Raw genomic sequence first — 17,616 nt, 5'->3', positions numbered from 1 at the left:
TCTATCTTCTTCATTTATCCACCCTATTTCATTAAACGGTAATTTTTTCTTAATCTATTTGTAATAAATTTTACTTAATCTCAACTTAATCAAATAATTACTAAGATTAAAATAAAAGGGTAACAATGAAACACACAAAATTAACATTAATTTTAATGGCTAGTCTAGGTTTAACAGCATGTGGTGGCGACGGTGATAAAGGTGATAAAGGTGAGCAAGGTATTAATGGCCTAAATAGTTTAATTGCCTTAGAAACACTAGCGTTAGGTAATGATGAATGCTTTTTTGGTGGTTCAAAGATAATGTCTGGCTTAGATACTAATGCTGACAACATATTAACCGAAACCGAAATAACGAATACAAGCACAAATTGTGATGTAAATCCCGTCAGTACTTCTGGCTCACCGTTACCCCACACGGTAATGCGATCTGATATTGACAACGGTGCTTTACCTGGCAGTTTTATGGAGATTCGCAATGGTGGTTTTGGCTCTGATATGGTTGCAGACCCTTCAGATTCAACGCGCTTTTATGCTCTAACCGATCGAGGCCCCAACGCTACCTTTACAGGGGCTCAAGGAACTGGGAAAAAGTTTCCAACACCTGACTACACCCCTAGAATTGGCTTGTTTGAACTGCAAGATAATGGCGATGTAAAAAAAATTAAGGATATCTTATTAAAACGTCCGGATGGCACACTTATAACAGGTTTACCTAACAGCAGCGCGTTAGGTGGTACAGGTGAAACCCCCTATGACGCAGATGGAAATATAATCGTTGAAGACATGAACTTACCCTATGATGAAACAACGAACCCAATTAAGTTAGATGATTATGGTTTAGATGGCGAAGGCCTAGTCGCTTTGTCTGATGGAACATTTTGGATAAGTGATGAATATGGTCCACATATGGTTCATTTTAATGCTGAGGGCATTGAAATTGGTCGTATTAATGCCTTTGATAATGATACTCGAAATACCTACACATTACCTGCTGAATTTGCTAATCGTCGCGCTAATCGTGGTATGGAAGGATTAACCGTTACACCAGATGAAACTACCTTAGTTGGTATTATGCAGTCTACTATGTATAACCCAACTAGTGCAGTTAAGGTCAACGATATTGTTCGTATTGTTACTATTAACTTAACCAATGGTAACGTTAGCCAATACCTTTACAAGCAAGAAAAAACGCAAAATTCACAATCGGGTATTGTTGCCTTAAGTGAAACAGAGTTTGTTGTTATTGAACGTGATGGCAAGTTTTATAATGAAGATACTTCTGCCATGAAACACCTGTATAAAATTGACATCAGCAATGCAACCAATATAGAAGCAATCACAACCACCACCACGATGACACAAGATGATTCATTAGGTTTATTAATTGATGGAAAAACGCTAGAAGAAGTAACACTTGAAGCGGATGGTTGGGCAACACTCGCCAATGCAGGAATTAATACCATTAATAAAACCTTTTTGGTAGATTTAGTCGCTGAAACTGGTTACCCGCACGACAAATTAGAAGGCATGTGGTTAATCAATGATAATACTATTGGCGTGATAAACGACGATGACTTTGCTACCTGGGCATCAGGCGGCGTACTTGAGCAAAAATACCTTGATCTTGGTCAAACAGTGATTGACAGTAATCGTTTGTACATCATTGAAGACATTGATCTAACTCACTAAACAGTAGCTACAACCAGTAGCTACAACCAGTAGCTATACGTATAAAAAGCAAGTTGCATTCAATAGAAGCCTACGCAACTTGCTTACTTTTAGCCCAAAATTAACAAAAACAACAGTACCTACTCAACCATGTTCTCTCTTTAGACTTTATTGTAAAAAAGGAATACACATGAATAAAACCATAACAAATAGCATCATCTCAACCTCCCTGTTGTGCTTGTCAATATCAATATCAGCGGCCGATGTTGATGTAGGCTCACGCGAATATAAAATACTCCTCGATACCAGTTTATTTACTGGTGATGCCTCTACACGCGCTAGCAAAGTAAGTAACTACTGGACGGCATTAAAAAACGTTATTGAGAACAGTTCAATCGAACGCGATACATCAGGTAGCTTAAGTTTAGAAAAAGATCGTACCATTATATTCTATGATGTAGAAGAAAGCTGTGACTTATACAATGCCAATTATATTTTTCGTGAACGAATCGAAAACGGCAACCGTGAAGTTACGTTAAAGTATCGATCAGCAGATAGATTCATCGCCACTAAAAAAGATATGGATGGCACTGAATCAGGCTGGGAAAGTAAATTTGAAGAAGATATAGCAGCCCCTTTTATTAGCAAGTATTCGTATTCGACTAAACAAGATATTAGTAATAGCAAAAATCTAAACAAAATGGATGATCCTGTCGGGCTATATCCTGGCTTAGAAGACGAAAACTTTGATGAAACGCTCGATATTGAAAAAGTAGGAAACTTAACAGTAAACGAGTACGTTTATAAAAATGCGAGTGTAGACTTAGGTGCGTTAGACGCCGAAATTTCATTAACTTTATGGTATAACGAATCGGTAAGTACTACGGTGCCAATTGTAGCGGAAATATCATTTAAATATGAAGATACAAACGAAGATTTTAGCAACAATGTAGTCACACGTGCTAAAGACTTATTTACAGCATTACAGCAAGAAACCACCTTAGTGAGTTGGAATGCCCAAAATTCACTGACTAAAACGGCAACCGTTTATCAGTATGACAGTAACTTTTGTGACTAATACACATTTTCTACAATAAAAGAACTCTAGATAAAAAGCCCAAATTGTCCCGAATTTGGCTTTTTATAATCCGAAAAAAATCAGAATGAAATTGAAAATAAAGAACACTTAAAAATAATTCAGCAATGTCTGATAATAATTGTTGCTATTAATTAGTTCATTGTGACTTCCTTGCGCGGTAATTTTTCCTTGCTCCATAACAATGATCTTATCCATTTGTTGTAACATTAGCGGCTGATGTGTAATTAACAATAAGCTTTTTTGCTGATCAATAACATGCGCTAATAAATTTTCCATCACAACTTCTTCATTATGTCGATCTAACCCTTTTGTCGGCTCATCTAATATCAAAACCTTAGCTGAACGAAGTAATATTTGTGCTATTTGTAATCGTTGTACTTGTCCTCCCGACAAGCCGACGCCAGTTGAACCTAACCAAGTATTAAAGCCATTAGGTAAGCTATCTATAAACGTGAGTAAATTAACTTGCGCACAAGCGTTACGCATCTCTTCATTGGTAACATCTGACTTAGCTAAACGTAAATTATCTGCGATACTGGCATCAAAAATATGACCTTGCCGGCTCATTAATGCAATATTTTCACGTAATGACGCTTGGTTTAACTGGCTTAAATCATCTCCGGCAATAGAGATTTTTCCTGCATTGACACCATCACCTGTCGGCCAAAATCCCATCAGTAAATTAACTAACGTTGATTTACCTGCACCGCTAGCACCCACAATAGCCACTTTTTCTCCCTTTTTTATTGAGAGTGTTATTTCCGTTAAACTTGACTTAGTTTGTTCAGGATAATAAAAAGTAAAGCTATCAAAGTGGATATCTCCTTGCTGCATTTGTCGAGTTCCAACCTCAACAGGTTTATCTTTATCTATAATCGCAAAAAGTCTTGCTGCACTGGCTAAACTTTGGGGTAGTAACTGTAATGCCAGAGGCATACTACTGACAGTTTCAAAGCTAACTAGAACAAGTAAAATAATGGCCACTAAAGATTTACTATCTACCTCGCCAGTGGCTAATGATGGCAACAAAATAAATAAACAAGCTAATGCTGAAAGATGAATAAATAAAAAAATAAGCGCGTTTAAAGCCGTATTAATTTTTACTAATTTATACCGAATATCATAATACTGTTTGGTAATACTTGCGATAGAACGCTGATAACTTGTACCGACTTGATACACTAGTAAGGTTTTAATAGCGCTAATACCATTAACTAACGTTTCTGTTAAATGACTTTCCAATCGTGTTTTTTCTTTTGCTAACGTCTTAGAAGTAAAATAGCTAATCACAGGTAAAACAATAGCAACAACTAGCAAAGCACTTAGCATGAACCAAGCAATGGTTGTTGAAAATAACGCAAGTGCATAACAAACAATAGGCACAGAAATAAGCACAACAAATATCGGTAACAACACACGCAAATAAAAGTTGTCTAGGTTGTCGATATCTTGCTGTAGTCTAGCCAATAAGTCGCCAGATCTTAAATCAATTTGGTAATAAGGTAATAAAGGCTCTAGTTGTTGGTAAAAGTAATGGCGCAGATAAGCCGCATTAAAAGTTGCTCGATGCGTTAACATTCTTTCGGCATAACGACCTGCAGTTCGCACTATGGCTAAAAAACGTATTATCGCTGCCGGCGTAAAATAGTTAACGGTTATTCCTGTGGTACCCGCAATCGCCATAAGCGTAATAAACCAACCCGAAATAGCCGGCAGACTAATATTAGCCAATACCGTAATTACCGATAATAACGCCCCCAATAGCATTAAAGGCAATTGAGGTTTAAGTAATTTAATTAAACGAAAAAAAACCTTCATATTTTTATCTGCTTAGCATAATAGTTATTTTGAGCGAGTAGCGCTTGATGTGAACCCGACTCAATAATTTTACCTTCTTCAAGTACAATAATATTCTTGGCGTTTTTAACCGTATGCAAACGGTGAGCGATAACAATAACAAGATGCGTTTTAGCATAAGCATTAATGGAATCCGTTATTATTTGTTCTGTTTGCTTATCTAAATGGCTTGTTGGCTCATCTAAAATAAGTACATCTGGTTGATGGTAAAAAACACGGGCTAATGCGAGCCGTTGTACTTGCCCACCAGAAAAACCACTCCAGACTCACCTACTTGGGTTTCTATACCATTATCGAGACTTGCTAAATGGCTCGATAAACCTGATTTTGTAAGTGCTTCAAGTACCCGATCATCATTATATGTTTCTGACAGAGCGACATTAAACGCTAATGAACCATGAAATACTTCAGCTTGTTGAGCAATCCAACCGCAATGTTTTAACCAAGCATCGCGATTAGTGGCTGTTAACGGAACATCATTAATGCGTATTTGACCTGCACAGGGTTGAATAAAGCCTAATATCATGTCAATTAATGTTGATTTTCCCGAGCCGCTATCACCAATAATCGCATATAAACCTTGAGCTGAAAAAACGGTATTTATCGCTGATAAAGCATTCTTTCGCTCTGGGTATGCAAAATCAACTTGTTCAACCTTAATGGTAAAAGGTGAGTGAAATACTGCGGTATGATTCGGCTGAGATTGAGATTTGATTTGAAATTGTGATTGACTGAGTACATCAACAAGATCTTCAGCAGCAGTAACACCCGCCATTTTTGCATGATACTGGGTACCAAGCTGCCTAAAAGGTAAGTAAAACTCTGGCGCTAATAATAACACCCATAAGGCAAACACATAATCTACATCGCCATAATACAAACGGAAACCTAACACCACAGCAACCAAGGCGATAGAAATAGAAGCAAGAAATTCCAAAACAAATGATGAAAGGAAGGCTATTTTAAGAATACCCATGGTTTCATCACCATAGTCATCACTAATTTTTTTTACTGCGGCTATTTCTCTACGCGAGGCATTGAATATTTTAAGTTGAGTTAACCCCTGAATAATATCCAGAAAATGACTACTCATACGTTGAAGTTTAGCCCAATGTTCTTGATTTAACCGCTGTGCTTTATGACCAATTAATATCATAAAAAACGGTACCATAGGCGCTGTAACTAATAAAATCAATCCTGATTGCCAATCAATTGGAAACACAGCAATCAGTATGGCTATAGGAATAACCGCACAGTATGCAATAACAGGAAGATAGCCCGCAAAATAGTCTTCTAACGAATCAACCCCTTGGTTAAGTAAACTGGCTAATTTTGCACTACCTTTAGTTTGGGTATAAGCCGGCCCAAATTGAAACAAACGATGAAGTAAGCGTGAGCGAATATTTGCTTTAATTAACATCGCACCACGACGGCTATAACATTCACTAAAGTAACCTAATGCTGCACGTGCAAAAATAACACCGACTAATACAATACTAATTTGGGTGAGCGTATATGCTTTACTTTCTTCACTTGAAAATATAACTAAATCAATTAAATAAGCTAAAATTGCCGTTTGTAGGATCATTAATAATCCATTAACAGATCCTAAGGCAATTGCCCTACTTAACTTGCCATGAGCATGTTTTTTTTGAGCTTTGAGCCGACCATTAACCTGTTTCTTCTGTTGTTCAGTTTTATCTTTCATTTAACTCACTTTGCTTATTTTATTACTGAACGTCGGCTCATATTTTTTAAAGCTCAATCTTCACTCTTTATTAAACTTGAGTGTAGGTTTAATTAATCATCGTGATTTTGGTCATCAGCAACGTTGTCTATATGCTGCTCCATTTCATACCACATCACGTTAATAATCCCTAAAGACACAGCAAGCAATACACCTAAAATCCAACTAAAATACCACATATATAATTCCTCTAATCTTACTTAAATTGAAAACAACCGAACTAATACGCAGTGTGATTATTTTGCTCAATTTCTTCAATCGTAACGGTGCGCCACATTTTTTTATAACACCAAATGGTGTAACCTAAAATGATTGGTGTAAAAACACCTACAACCATTAACATTAACCCTAAGGTACCTTCACTAGATACCGTATCCCACATTAATAAACTATGGTTAGGTTGGCTACTTGAAGGCATAACAAATGGGAACATAGCAATACCTGCCGTTAAAATAACACTCGTAATGGTTAACGAACTCGTAAGCAAAGCCGTAGTTTTTACCGAGGTACTTTTATTTTTAATACCTAATAAGAAAGCAGCAACTAATGGCATCACTATGCCTGTAATTGGTACTAACCATAATAATGGAGTTTCAATAAAGTTAGTTAACCAAGCACCGCCTGTACTGACTACTTTAGTAGTTGGCTGTGCTTGTCCCATGGTATCGATTGTACTAACAACTGAGTAGCCATCAACAGTTTGCCAAACCATCACACCAAGCAAGAGTAAATGTAACCGCTAAAACCAAAGCAACTACACGCCCAATAGTGGCTGAACGCTGTGCAACATCCGCATCAGTTCTTAATACTAACCAAGTAGAGCCATGTAGCAACATCATGCATACACTCACAACACCGGTTAATAAGGTGAAAGGCGTAAATAACGCAAAAAATGAGCCGGTATACGTTACCCGCATTAATGAATCAAAGCTAAACGGCACACCTTGTAATAAGTTACCAAAGGCAACACCAAAGACTAATGGCGGCACCATAGACCCTACAAACAAAGCTTTGTCCCAGTTAGTACGCCATTTATTAGATTCTATTTTACTGCGATAGTCGAATGCTAAAGGTCTTAAAAACAAACTAAATAATGTTAGCATCATCGCAAAATAAAAGCCGCTAAACGCTGTGGCATACACTAATGGCCAGGCAGCAAACAGTGATGCCCCCGCGGTAATTAACCATACTTGGTTACCATCCCAGTGGGCACCAACGGTATTAATAACCACACGACTTTCAACATCTTTTTTGGCAACAAACGGCAATAAACCACCTACTCCCATATCCATGCCATCAGTAATCGCAAAACCAATAAAAAGAAAGCCGACCAAGCCCCACCATATAAATTTTAATGTTTCATAATCAAACATACATTGCTCCTTAAGAATTCTGGCTGCGAAGACCAGATGTTAACTCTGGTGATTTTTCAAAATGATAACGCCCTGTATGTAAAGAACTAGGACCTAATCGAGCAAACTTAACCATTAAATACATCTCAATAATAAATAAAATAGTATAAACAACGATAAAGGCGATAAGCGAGAACAGTACATCGCCAACCGCTAAGTCTGAAGTTGATAAAAAGGTCGGTAATACTTCACTAATCGCCCAAGGTTGACGACCAAATTCAGCAACAAACCAGCCTGTTTCTATGGCTATCCAGGGTAACGGTAAGGCAAAAAATAATGATTTTAATAACCAAGGTTTACTTTCTATTTCACGACGCGCGTTAAAGTAAAAAGCTAAAACAAACAGAATTAACATCACAACACCACAACCAACCATGATTCTAAAAGCCCAAAACACGGGAGCAACTGCAGGAATAGAGTCTTTAACAGCCTGTTGAATTTGTGCTTCTGTAGCATCCACCACATTGTCCGTATAGCGTTTAAGTAACAGTCCGTAGCCTAAGTCATGTTTAGTCTCATTAAATCGAGCAATGTTTTCAGGCGTTTCTTCACCGTTACGTAACTTAGTTAAATATTCATAAGCGATCATCCCATTACGAATGCGTGGCTCATGGGCTTTTTGTAAGTCACGTAAACCAATGACTTCTTCATCTAAAGAACGCGTCGCAATAAGCCCCAATGCATAAGGTATTTTTACTGCATAATGGGTTTCCATTGCCTCATCATCAGGTAAACCAACTAAAGTAAAGGCGGCAGGCGCGGCTCTGTGTGGTATTCAGCTTCAATGGCAGCAAGTTTAACTCGTTGTACTTCACCCACCTCATAACCCGACTCATCGCCAAGTAAAATAACAGACAAAATCGCTGCTAAACCAAAACCGGCCGCAACTGAGAAAGAACGTTTAGCAAAAGCAACATCTCGCCCTTTAAGTAAATAATAACTACTGATACTTAATACAAACATTGAACCCGCAACATAACCGCCGGCAACCGTATGAATAAATTTAACCTGAGCAACTGGGTTAAAAATAATTTCGCTAAAGCTGACTAGCTCCATGCGCATGGTCATGTAATTAAATTCACTACCAATGGGGTTTTGCATCCAACCATTGGCAATTAATATCCATAAGGCAGATAAGTTAGTTCCTAATGCCATCAGGAAAGTACCCATTAAATGCTGTCGTTTACTTAAGCGATCCCAACCTAAAAAGAACATACCAACAAAGGTAGATTCAAGGAAAAAAGCCATTAACCCTTCAATCGCTAATGGCGCGCCAAAAACGTCACCAACATAATGAGAGTAATAAGACCAATTGGTACCAAACTCAAACTCCATTGTAAGACCAGTAGCCACACCAATGGCAAAGTTAATACCAAATAACTTCCCCCAAAACTTGGTCATGTCACGATAAATCGCGCGGCCAGTCATTACATAAACGGATTCCATTATAAATAGAATCCAGGTCAAACCTAAAGTTAGTGGCACAAACAAAAAATGGAATAAAGCGGTAACAGCAAACTGCCACCGCGATAACTCTACTAAGGTTTCATTGATCATATTTTTTCTCTCTTACGTGATGATTTCGCAACATAGTTTTTTACCATATACGTTATTATATTAAATCTCTCGGTAATCTTTATTTTCAAATTTAATTATTCCGTTTCCTTTTTAGAAAAAAGCGCTTGTTTAACTGATAATAATTTGGTCACGCCTGTTCCTAGTTTCATTAACGTGTTTAATTGTTCAGGTGTCAATTTTTGTAGTTCTGAAGCCCAATTTGTGATCATTTCTAGCAAGTCATGAATATCCTTCATACGTTGCTGAGCATATATCTCACTGTCGGTTTCAGGAGTATCTAATAGCAAGTTTCTTAGCAATGATAATGTCGGGTCTACTTCACGTTTTCGCCTTTCTTCAAAAACAATATTCGCCATATCCATCACGCTACCAATCGCATTGTAATATTCTTTGCGATCTCCTGGCACATGAGTCACTTGCACTAGTTTCCATGATTGCAGTTCTTTAATACCCATGCTGACGTTACCACGAGAGATATTAAGAGTACCCGCTAGATCATTCGCAGTAATCGGTTTATCCGTAATCACCAATAATGCATACATTTGTCCAACGGTACGGTTAAAACCCCATTTACTGCCCATTTCACCAAAGTGATAAACGAAAGACTGATTTTTTTCTGAAATTTCCATAGAACCAAACGCAAAGTTTCAATTATTTCTGAAAGTTTAATACCTTTTGAAAGTTTGATCCAGATCAAATTAATAAATACGTATATATTTGTAATTTCTATGCCAAATAACTCACTACAACTGAAATATTAAAACTAATATTTATCGCTTTATCTAATACATATTCACACCTATAAACGTTTACTTGGTTTAATGCCAATCAATTAGTGCTTTTATTTCCGATTGGTAAAACATAATGATTGTTTTATCCAATATTTCTAGCATTACAATCTTATAAAGCAATAAATACGCCAGAAAGCACCACTTATTATAAAGCTTTTAAAAACATAACCTTAAGTTGATGACGTGAAATATAAATAAAAAAAAACTTCTTTTTTTGTCATAAATGACATTTAATGCTTTTTGTTTTGTCAATTTTGACTCATAGGCTTAAAGGTAAATAGCAATGGTACATCAAACAATCCAAGCAATAATCGAGTCTGTTGAAAAGCCGACAATTTTCATTACACCCGATTATTCAATTGAAGCGGTAAATCAGGCTTATAGAGATACTTACTCTATCCCTGTAATACTAGGAAAAAGTAAATGTTATGAAGTGTCACATAACTCAACTAAACCTTGTGATCAAAATGGCGAACAGTGTCCTTTATCATCATGTATACAAAACAACAAAAATAGCTCTGCTCTGCATATACACAAAACCGATTCAGGTGATACTTATTGCAATATTTTAATGAAACCCGTCAAGAATAATGACGGCATAACTATTGGCTTTTTAGAAATACTTGAAAAGATAGATTTTGCGAGTAGCTACAGTAGTGACCGAAAATTGATAGGTAAAAGTAACGCTTTTCAAGAGCTAATTAAAATGATCACTCGCAGTGCCAACAGCGACATAAGTATATTATTACAAGGTGAAACAGGCACAGGAAAAGAGCTTGCGGCCTTATCAATACATCAAGCAAGCAAACGATCGAAGAAGCCCTTTATAGAAGTTGAATGCACAGGGTTAAATGAGTCTTTATTTGAATCTGAATTATTTGGACATGAAAAAGGCGCATTTACCGGCGCGACTACCAGTAAAAAAGGGTTAATTAGTATGGCCAATGGCGGTACCTTGTTTTTAGATGAAATTGGCGATATTCCCTTAAACTTACAAGTGAAATTGTTACGATTCTTTGGAAACAGGGCATTATCGACGAGTTGGTAGTACTGAAAAACAAAAGGCTAATTTTAGGTTAATTTGTGCAACCCATAAAAATTTAGAAGTAATGGTTAAACAATGTGAATTTAGAGAAGATTTATATTATAGGATTGACGCTTTTCCTATACGATTACCAACCTTGAGAGAAAGAAAAACTGATATTCCATTACTCGCTGAACATTTATTATCAAAAAATGAATTTTCATCTAAAAAATTTACTAACGAGGCATTAAAGGCATTAGCACTTTATCATTATCCTGGCAATGTGCGAGAACTCAAAAACATAGTGCAACGAAGCGCGTTATTAAGTGATGACGAGCTAATTACCGTGGCAGAATTACCACAAAAAATCACAGCATTAAGTAAACCAGAAACAAGTTCAACAAACCTTGTTTCCAACGAAAAAATATATATCACTGACTTACTTAAACAATATGGAAATCAACCTAAAGTGATTGCGGAAAAATTAGACATAAGTGTGCGAACACTCTATAGAAAACTACAAAAGCACGAATTAACGATTCAAGATTTTAATAAATAAAAAGTCCTACTTACCTCTAGGTTTTCAATTTATTTTGTATGTCGTTTAAAGGATGTGTTTTCTGATCAAGCCGCATAAGACACATTTATTGTGGGCTGCTCAAATTCAATTAGGGGCAATCATCATTTGATGTATGCAGCCCAAACTAACTAAAAAAGCATCTTATTAAATCAAGCTTTTGATAAAACGATTAGCACAGCAACTAGCACTCCGCCACCCAATGCAACAAAACTATATTTTTTGTGTTCTTTCTCTGCTCTAGGTAGGAGATGCGTTGCCCCGACATAAATTAATGCGCCTGCTGATAATGATAACAAAGCACCTAACATTGGTTTATCAATTTCACTTATGAGCGGATATGAAAAAAGCATTCCAAGAGGCGTTGTTAGTGCTGCTGCAATAAAGGAAAGTACCATTGCCTTTTTCTCACTAACGCCTCCTCGAATTAATAAAAGATAAGTAATGATACCTTCGGGGAATTCATGTAAAACCATGCCTGCCGTTGCGATAAAACCTGTAAAAACACTTACAGTAAATGCAATTGAGTATATAAATCCATCAATGAACGAGTGAAATCCAATGCCTATCATTGGAACAAGTCCTAGCCCATATTTCTCTTTTTCAGGATTTTTTTGACAAACTAATACGGTAAGAAAACGGTTAAGTAAATGTAAGCCAAAATACCCCACTAACAAATATACAGCGGCATTGGGGTTCATAGATAACGATTTTGGGATAATGTGAAGAAAAGATGCCGAAATAAGAACACCCGCAGCAAAACACATAAAATAGGTAATATTGCGCTCTCCCCAATTTACATATTTACGTATAGTATATATGCCAATTGACGTAACAATTGCGGCTAAAGAACTCGTGCCGACGCTGTCCAAAATGTATTTTCCATTTTCAAATCCTATTTTAAGCATTGGCCCCGTTGCCCCAAGCCTTTTCTATTATTACCTTTCTTTCTACCAGTTCTATTTCCACCATCTTCTCTAGCACCACCTCTTTCAACACAACGCTGAAAAGCAGGAAGGTGATTTTCTTTAGATGCTCTTTGTAGGTTTTTGAGAACTTGCTGCACATCTGGATAGTCAATGGTTAAATCAAGTAATCTATCATACATCTCTGCATTTTCAATTTCATCTCTCACGCCCAACTGACAAGCATCAAGAATTGATGTTGGAGTGTCTATACGTGAATTCCAATCATCCTCTGGGATATCAATGTTGTATTTAGCAAACAGAGACAATAAGGCCTCAACATGGCGCCCTTCCGCTTCAACTATGTTGATAAATGGCCGTATTTCACCAAACTTATTAATAACAGCATTATATGCTGCCCTTGACTTATACTCATCATTGATTGCTTCGATAAGTGCACTTTTTAATTTTTCTGACATAATACCTCCTAAAAGTACTAGCTGTAATAATTTTATGCTAACGTATCATTAGCTAGCACATAGCTAGCACAAAAGTTTCAATAAACACTGACACCAATCTCACTCACAATGTGATCATTTCTACTTGCTAATAGAACACCTAATTAATGAAACTGCTAAAACAATATAGGTAAAAGCCTCAAATTTGTCACTTGTACTAGTACGTATTGTAAGTTTTTCAAAAGTCCGATACTTGTTGAATAACTTTCATTTTTAACATTGATGTTCTCACGCGCTTTCACTCCATTCTGGAAATGGATCACTTAGTGTTGCCCAATAACTTTTCCCTTTTACTAATTCATCATCTGACAACAAACATTCATTGAGTGCATGAATCATCGCTGTTTGATCTAATCGCTGACCAATGAATACTAATTCTTGACGCATATCACCAAATGGCTCAACCCACTGCTTTTGTATAGCAATCAATGACTCTTCATCGGTAGGCCAATGTTTTTTGGGTACTGATTTCCAAAACATGGCAGCAAAACCATAATGAGCAATTCCACCCGCTTGATTCCATTGGCCTGAAAATAGGGGACGAGATGCCAACCAAAAATACCCTTTAGAACGAATTAATTTACCAAATTTTTCCGTATCGTGAAGAAAATGATAGAATTTCTCAGGATGAAATGGGCGACGAGCAAGAAAACTAAAGCTACTAATACCATATTCTTCGGTTTCAGGAATATGTTCACCGCGCATTTCCTTCAACCACCCCGGCGCGCTCTGGGCACGTTCAAAATCAAACAACCCCGTATTCAGCACTGTATCAATATCCACTTGTCCTTGTGTTATAGGAATAATTTTCGCATGCGTGTTAAGGGTTTTAAGTATTGCTTTTAGGCGCTCAATTTCACAAGTATCAACCAGATCAGTTTTGCTAATCAAGATGACATCAGCAAATTCTACTTGATCAACGAGTAGATCAGAGACACTACGTTCGTCTTCTTCCCCTAACGACTCCCGACTTCTTGTAAGGACAATGCCTCTTCGTAATCCTCTAAAAAATTTACTGCATCAACAACGGTAACCATAGTATCCAATGTTGCTACATCCGATAATGAAATACCGTCTTCATCGGAAAAAGTAAAGGTTTCGGCTACCGGTAATGGCTCAGAAATACCCGTAGATTCAATAACCAAATAATCAAATCGTCCATCTTTTGCAAATTTGGTAACTTCAATTAGAAGATCTTCACGTAATGTACAACAAATACAGCCATTACTCATTTCAACGAGCTTCTCATCGCTTCGATTAAGAGACACTTCATTTGCAACCATGGCAGAGTCGATATTAATCTCACTCATATCATTAACGATAACAGCTACTTTGTTACCTTGACGATTATTCAAAATATGGCTTAGTACCGTGGTTTTTCCAAAGACCGAGAAACCCCGATAGAACAGTAACTGGTAACTTATTCTTGTGAACCATGAGAACACTCTCTATTTGTATCATTGAGATTGACTAGCACAACTATCTAGACATTAAAGCAATATGTTATACTATAACACTAACTTAATAAAGAATTATCGTGATAATATCACAAATTGGTTGCAACATGATTACAATAATTCATTGTAAACCGAATTGTAAACCGAACTAAAAAATAAGTAGTACCCACATAAAAATAGAGAAAAAACAGAGCAAAAACATAAATATAGATAAAACAAAAACACAAGCATAGAAAAACCCACCTTAGCAAACGTTCTTTAAACTGAAATATACATATTTTGTATTCTGGAGACTAGATTCGTTACTTTATTACTAGTTTTATTGAGAAGCACTATGTTAATAAACCTAGCCATGACCATGTCAATACTCACACGCTTTAGTTTTAAGGCATAATTGACTGGTGAGTTTATTTTCTAAAATGAAATGATATTTTTACAGTAGGATTAATTGATATTAATCTTCAAGGTATTGCAAGTGAATTTAACGAAGAAGTTAGTAAAAAAATCACTTTAGAAAGATTTATTAAGTTAAGCCGAGATGAGGTAACGTAACTTAAAAATTCACCACTGCCTGATTTATCAGACAGTGTTTTGTAACTTAAAGCTCTATAAAGATTAATCTTCTACGCGAACGCCCCAAACATCATGTTCATCCGCATGAATAATTTGCACCCAAATAAGATCGCCCGGCTCTGCATCAAAATCGTCAGACAAATACACTTTGCCATCAACTTCTGGTGCATCCATGTAAGAACGCCCTACAATACCTAAACCATTAATTTCATCCACAAGAATAAGGTATTCTTGCCCAATACGCGCTTGGAGTTTTTCAGCGCTTATTCTTGCTTGCACGGCCATAAAGCGTTGAAGCCTGTCTTCCATCACTTCTTCTGATACATGATCAGGTAATTCATTCGCCGTAGCACCTTCAACTGGTGAGTATTTAAAACAGCCAACACGATCTAGCTGTGCTTCTTCTAAAAAGTCTAACAACTCTTGAAACTCTTCTTCCGTTTCACCAGGGAAGCCAACAATGAAGGTTGAACGAATGACTAACTCTGGACAAATTTCTCGCCATTTGGCAATACGCTCTAAAACGCGATCTGAACTACCAGGGCGTTTCATTAATTTTAAAATACGTTTATTGGCGTGTTGAAAAGGAATGTCTAAATACGGCAGAATTTTACCTTCCGCCATTAATGGAATAATTTTATCGACATGAGGGTATGGATATACATAATGTAAACGAATCCAAACGCCCTGCTTCGCCAACTCTTCACATAACTGCTGCATGTGAGTTTTAACAGGCATGCCATCCCAAAAATCAGTTTTATGTTTTACATCAACACCGTATGCTGATGTATCTTGAGAAATAACCAATAATTCTTTAACGCCTGAATCAACCAAACGTTTTGCTTCACCTAATACATCACCTACAGGGCGAGAGTCTAAATCGCCGCGCATTGATGGAATAATGCAAAAAGTACAACGGTGATTACAGCCTTCTGATATTTTTAAATAAGCATAATGCTTCGGTGTTAATTTAACGCCTTGCGCCGGCACTAAATCAATAAACGGATTATGGACTGGTTTTGCAATATGTTTATGCACTTGTGTTAATACTTCATCATAGGCATGTGGACCAGTAACCCCAAGTACGTTCGGATGTAATTCAATAATTTCATCTTTTTTAACACCTAAACAACCGGTAACCAACACTTTACCATTAGCCGCTAACGCTTCACCGATAGTATCTAAAGACTCTTGAACCGCTGAATCAATAAAGCCACAGGTATTAACAATCACCAATTCCGCATCATCATAACTATTGGTAACATCATAGCCTTCAGTACGTAATTGAGTAAGAATGCGTTCGCTATCGACTAAATTTTTTGGACAACCCAGACTCACGAAGCCTACCTTTGCAGAGCGTTCTACAGATGGTTGAGTGTTACTTTGCTCTTCAATCATTTTAGAAGGAATGTCTAACGTGGTTGTTTGGCTTTTATTTGAATTACTTGTGCTTGGATCGAATTGTTCTACGGTCATGTATTGCTCTCAACTTACTCTATATTCTATTACTGGTGCTTTTACTAATGAAGAGCAGCGTCATAAATGGTGGTTTAACTGCCTTTATTGCTAATTCAGGCTTTACTTGGAATAAGCGTTTAGGCAGTTTTTTAATGCGTGAGATTATACAGGAATGTGAGCTGAGGATGAATAAATGTTTTTTGAGTTGTATTTGGCTAGCTATAGATAGTAAATTGGGTGTTAGTGACACTTGCTAAGCGGAAAATTACGATTGGCTAAAATCGCGAACAGGAGCAAAAGCCAACTGTTATTTGTCCTGCTTTAACGACTCGTTAGCTACGTTTTGATTTACGAGATTTTGCTAGTTCTTTTTCTACGACTTCTCTCGCTTCTCTAATGTCTTCAAAGAAGTCATGCTGATACTGAACCAACTTTTGATAAGTTTCCCCTGATATCAAATAAAGCGCACAGGTAAGTGCAAAGAAATTGATTGATAAAAGTATGTAATACTTTTCACCCTCGATCATCACCAGTAGTGGTAGACATATAATTATTAAGCAAAGCGAATAGTACTTTAGAATCCTTGCACATAAAAACGAGCCTCGAGTCACACGAAAGTTAACTAAACAAAAAATGATAGATACTGTGAACATTGTTCCAACCAACCACTCTGGCTTAGTATCAAAATACTCAAGAAAGAACATAGTTCCAGAGAGTCCAGTCCCTATCATTAACAGCATAATAACTAATAAAAACCTCCCCATTAGTTTCCAAGGAGGAAATAGCAAATTAACTTCTTCTTCTTCGCCCCTCATTATTGATCTAGCTCCTCATATATTCCAACAGCAAGAGAATTAACACCACCAGAAAGTGCGCTACCTGCAAAACTCATTGATGCACCTATAGCATCTTTTAGCTGTAGTGTAAGTGATTGTGTTATTTTAATTCCG

The 17,616-nt window shown here is 36.8% G+C and carries 13 protein-coding genes and 3 pseudogenes; 4 read left to right on the top strand and 12 right to left on the bottom strand.

Translation table 11 applies throughout. The features are described from left to right. Positions 1-125 precede the first annotated feature (125 nt). Positions 126-1,691: an esterase-like activity of phytase family protein gene (locus L3081_RS11005; RefSeq protein WP_242286089.1), complete on the top strand. Its 1,566-nt coding sequence runs from the start codon at positions 126-128 to the stop codon at positions 1,689-1,691. Between the two features lie 169 nt (positions 1,692-1,860). Then, positions 1,861-2,748, top strand: coding sequence for a hypothetical protein (locus L3081_RS11000; RefSeq protein ID WP_242286087.1), 888 nt, complete (start codon positions 1,861-1,863; stop codon positions 2,746-2,748). Between the two features lie 108 nt (positions 2,749-2,856). Here L3081_RS11000 and cydC read toward each other — a convergent pair whose 3' ends face one another. From cydC to L3081_RS10970, 7 genes and pseudogenes are all read right to left on the bottom strand, one after another. Beyond that, positions 2,857-4,587 carry a thiol reductant ABC exporter subunit CydC gene (cydC, locus tag L3081_RS10995; RefSeq protein WP_242286085.1) on the bottom strand — a complete coding sequence of 577 codons (1,731 nt, stop codon included), beginning with the start codon at positions 4,585-4,587 and terminating at the stop codon, positions 2,857-2,859. Next, a complete protein-coding gene (locus L3081_RS26855; protein ID WP_274620500.1) occupies positions 4,584-4,706 on the bottom strand; it encodes a hypothetical protein in 123 nt (40 codons plus the stop codon). Before L3081_RS26855 ends, cydC begins: the two co-directional genes overlap by 4 nt. Before the next feature lie 140 nt (positions 4,707-4,846). Continuing rightward, positions 4,847-6,334 (bottom strand): thiol reductant ABC exporter subunit CydD, encoded by a 1,488-nt coding sequence (gene cydD, locus L3081_RS10990; protein WP_274620499.1) that lies wholly within the window; start codon positions 6,332-6,334, stop codon positions 4,847-4,849. A 92-nt stretch (positions 6,335-6,426) separates the two neighbouring features. Beyond that, entirely contained in the window at positions 6,427-6,552 is a 126-nt protein-coding gene (gene cydX / locus L3081_RS10985) for a cytochrome bd-I oxidase subunit CydX (RefSeq protein WP_242286083.1), read from the bottom strand. A gap of 41 nt (positions 6,553-6,593) precedes the next feature. Continuing rightward, positions 6,594-7,746 (bottom strand): annotated as a pseudogene (gene cydB / locus L3081_RS10980) (cytochrome d ubiquinol oxidase subunit II). 10 nt (positions 7,747-7,756) lie between these two features. Then, positions 7,757-9,342: pseudogene (locus L3081_RS10975) on the bottom strand (cytochrome ubiquinol oxidase subunit I). Positions 9,343-9,437: 95 nt separating this feature from the next. Then, entirely contained in the window at positions 9,438-9,992 is a 555-nt protein-coding gene (locus L3081_RS10970) for a GbsR/MarR family transcriptional regulator (protein ID WP_242286081.1), read from the bottom strand. A 445-nt stretch (positions 9,993-10,437) separates the two neighbouring features. Here L3081_RS10970 and L3081_RS28220 point away from each other — a divergent pair, with 445 nt between their 5' ends. Together L3081_RS28220 and L3081_RS28215 are read left to right on the top strand one after the other, a co-directional pair. Then, positions 10,438-11,202 carry a sigma 54-interacting transcriptional regulator gene (locus L3081_RS28220; protein WP_338027302.1) on the top strand — a complete coding sequence of 255 codons (765 nt, stop codon included), beginning with the start codon at positions 10,438-10,440 and terminating at the stop codon, positions 11,200-11,202. Continuing rightward, a complete protein-coding gene (locus L3081_RS28215) occupies positions 11,171-11,737 on the top strand; it encodes an AAA-type ATPase lid domain-containing protein (RefSeq protein ID WP_338027301.1) in 567 nt (188 codons plus the stop codon). The genes L3081_RS28220 and L3081_RS28215 overlap by 32 nt, the downstream gene beginning before the upstream one ends. Before the next feature lie 170 nt (positions 11,738-11,907). Here L3081_RS28215 and L3081_RS10960 read toward each other — a convergent pair whose 3' ends face one another. The 5 genes and pseudogenes from L3081_RS10960 to L3081_RS10940 all read right to left on the bottom strand — a co-directional run bounded on the left by L3081_RS10960 (position 11,908) and on the right by L3081_RS10940 (position 17,481). Continuing rightward, on the bottom strand, positions 11,908-12,663 hold the full coding sequence (locus L3081_RS10960) for a ZIP family metal transporter (protein WP_242286079.1): 756 nt from the start codon (positions 12,661-12,663) through the stop codon (positions 11,908-11,910). Beyond that, positions 12,651-13,139, bottom strand: coding sequence for a ferritin-like domain-containing protein (locus L3081_RS10955; RefSeq protein ID WP_242286078.1), 489 nt, complete (start codon positions 13,137-13,139; stop codon positions 12,651-12,653). The genes L3081_RS10960 and L3081_RS10955 overlap by 13 nt, the downstream gene beginning before the upstream one ends. Positions 13,140-13,406: 267 nt before the next feature. Next, positions 13,407-14,615: pseudogene (gene zigA, locus L3081_RS10950) on the bottom strand (zinc metallochaperone GTPase ZigA). Between the two features lie 635 nt (positions 14,616-15,250). Continuing rightward, positions 15,251-16,684, bottom strand: a complete 1,434-nt coding sequence (gene rimO / locus L3081_RS10945) for a 30S ribosomal protein S12 methylthiotransferase RimO (protein ID WP_242286076.1) — start codon at positions 16,682-16,684, stop codon at positions 15,251-15,253. A 314-nt stretch (positions 16,685-16,998) separates the two neighbouring features. Beyond that, the gene (locus L3081_RS10940) at positions 16,999-17,481 is read right to left on the bottom strand and encodes a hypothetical protein (RefSeq protein WP_242286074.1); all 483 of its coding nucleotides are present in this window, start codon (positions 17,479-17,481) and stop codon (positions 16,999-17,001) included. Between the last annotated feature and the right edge of the window lie 135 nt (positions 17,482-17,616).

This window comes from Colwellia maritima, assembly GCF_022669015.1.
Taxonomy (GTDB): Bacteria; Pseudomonadota; Gammaproteobacteria; order Enterobacterales; family Alteromonadaceae; genus Colwellia; species Colwellia maritima.
The sequence above is the reverse complement of the archived record's forward strand: the minus strand, read 5'-3'. Positions and strand labels throughout refer to the sequence as shown.

What these genes read in the sequence shown, in the direction of transcription:
- L3081_RS10960 (WP_242286079.1), bottom strand. Translation starts at nt 12,663, where the DNA reads ATGCTTAAAATAGGATTTGAAAATGGAAAATACATTTTGGACAGCGTC.
- L3081_RS28220 (WP_338027302.1), top strand. Translation starts at nt 10,438, where the DNA reads ATGGTACATCAAACAATCCAAGCAATAATCGAGTCTGTTGAAAAGCCG.
- L3081_RS10955 (WP_242286078.1), bottom strand. Translation starts at nt 13,139, where the DNA reads ATGTCAGAAAAATTAAAAAGTGCACTTATCGAAGCAATCAATGATGAG.
- L3081_RS11000 (WP_242286087.1), top strand. Translation starts at nt 1,861, where the DNA reads ATGAATAAAACCATAACAAATAGCATCATCTCAACCTCCCTGTTGTGC.
- cydD (WP_274620499.1), bottom strand. Translation starts at nt 6,334, where the DNA reads ATGAAAGATAAAACTGAACAACAGAAGAAACAGGTTAATGGTCGGCTC.
- L3081_RS10970 (WP_242286081.1), bottom strand. Translation starts at nt 9,992, where the DNA reads ATGGAAATTTCAGAAAAAAATCAGTCTTTCGTTTATCACTTTGGTGAA.
- rimO (WP_242286076.1), bottom strand. Translation starts at nt 16,684, where the DNA reads ATGACCGTAGAACAATTCGATCCAAGCACAAGTAATTCAAATAAAAGC.
- L3081_RS11005 (WP_242286089.1), top strand. Translation starts at nt 126, where the DNA reads ATGAAACACACAAAATTAACATTAATTTTAATGGCTAGTCTAGGTTTA.
- cydX (WP_242286083.1), bottom strand. Translation starts at nt 6,552, where the DNA reads ATGTGGTATTTTAGTTGGATTTTAGGTGTATTGCTTGCTGTGTCTTTA.
- L3081_RS10940 (WP_242286074.1), bottom strand. Translation starts at nt 17,481, where the DNA reads ATGAGGGGCGAAGAAGAAGAAGTTAATTTGCTATTTCCTCCTTGGAAA.
- cydC (WP_242286085.1), bottom strand. Translation starts at nt 4,587, where the DNA reads ATGAAGGTTTTTTTTCGTTTAATTAAATTACTTAAACCTCAATTGCCT.